We start from the raw sequence: 1,735 nt of genomic DNA on the forward strand, positions 1-1,735 counted from the left end.
ATGTGTTTTCTTTCTGACCAAAAATTTGAAAGTAATCATTCTTGGGGTAGTTGTAGCTGTGTTGTTTTTTGGGTTTTTAAAGTTCACCACCATTGGTAATGGTAATTATGGTTTGTATAGATTGCGAAGCGCATTGAACTTTAAAGAAGCCTCATTAAATGTTAGGTTTAACAACCAAAAGGTTCTTAGTGAGCGTTTGCAGAACAAACCTTTTGGTGGAGGACTAGGCGTAATTGGTACCTGGGGTAAACTCTATAATAAGGATAAGTTTCTTTCAACAATTGAACCGGATAGCTACTGGGTTAAGGTTTGGGCCATGTATGGTGTTGTTGGGTTAACAATATGGTTTTCTATGATGATGTATATTCTGGGTAAATGTAGTGGGATAATCTGGAAGATCAGGAATGTGGGACTGAGGTATAAGTGTATTGCAATGCTTTCGGCTACAGCGGGTATTTTTTTATGCAGCTATGGTAATGAAGTGATTAATTCAATGCCATCGGCTATTGTAGCCGCTTTATCTTTTGCACTTATTTTTCAGAGTGTGAATTTTGATGAAAGGGAGTCCTTGCCATCAAATAATAATAGTGAACCAAGTAAGGATACTGAAGGAAGTAATGATAATGATCTTAAAATAATTTACAGCTAATGCCATTTGAAATCTTTGTTATTCCTGGTGTAATATGTTTTGCGATTGCCTTTTTTTTAGAAATTAAGAACAAGGGCTAATTTTCATGTCCTAATGCAATAGAATTTAATATTTATGTCGATAGTCAATAAAATAAAATCAAATCCAAGGCTAAAAAAGCTGTTGCATAAGATGTTGATACCTGAAAATGATCATAAGCCACGACTTTGGGTCAGGCTTTTTGTGAATCCTTTTATACATAAAAAGGGGGCAGGGAGCATTATCAGGCGTCGAAATAGAATGGATGTTTTTCCATTTAATGAATTCAGTTTAGGTGAGAAATCTATAATCGAGGATTTTGTAACCATCAATAATGGAGTAGGTAATGTGTTAATAGGGGATAATACGATTATTGGAATTGGCAGTGTGGTAATTGGTCCGGTTGAGATAGGGAATAATGTGATGTTGGCAMAGAATATAGTTGTTTCGGGACTGAACCATGGTTATGAGGATATTGACCTTCCGCCAAGTAAGCAGAAGGAGATCAGGAAGAAAATTACGATTTGTGATGATGTTTGGATTGGGGCAAACAGTGTGATTACTGCTGGCGTAAAAATAGGGAAACACGTTGTTATTGGGGCAGGCAGTATAGTAACTAAGGATATTCCAGATTATTGTGTAGCAGTAGGTAACCCGGCAAGAATAATAAAAAAGTATTCTGAAGATACTAAATCTTGGATGTCTGTTTAGTTTTTCTAAACAGGAGCAAGTAATTAATTAAAGATGATCAATAGAAATGTAATTATTATTGGACAGCAACCCTGGGATACTGAAATTGGCAGTAATTGCAAAAATATTGCACTCGAACTTTCAAAAAATAATACTGTATTATATGTGAATTCCCCGCTTGATAGAATTACCCGTTATAAAGATCATGACAATTTAAAAGTTAAAAAACGTTTGCGGGTAATTGAGGGAAAAGAGAAAGGATTAATAAAAATTAAGGATAACCTTTGGAATCTGTATCCGGATTGCATGGTTGAATCAATAAACTGGATTGCAAATCCATCCATATTTAATTATTTGAACAAGAGAAACAATAAAAAG

The 1,735-nt window shown here is 34.8% G+C and carries 1 protein-coding gene and 2 pseudogenes; all 3 read left to right on the top strand.

What is annotated here, in order from left to right:
- Nucleotides 1–649 (top strand): annotated as a pseudogene (locus AC1DG9_RS26715) (O-antigen ligase family protein); the annotation flags it as partial.
- Between the two features lie 171 nt (nucleotides 650–820).
- A complete protein-coding gene (locus AC1DG9_RS26720; protein WP_477635651.1) occupies nucleotides 821–1,378 on the top strand; it encodes an acyltransferase in 558 nt (185 codons plus the stop codon).
- Between the two features lie 33 nt (nucleotides 1,379–1,411).
- A pseudogene (locus tag AC1DG9_RS26725) lies at nucleotides 1,412–1,735 on the top strand (glycosyltransferase); the annotation flags it as partial.

It is taken from the genome of Pedobacter sp. 05L430 (genome assembly GCF_056397585.1).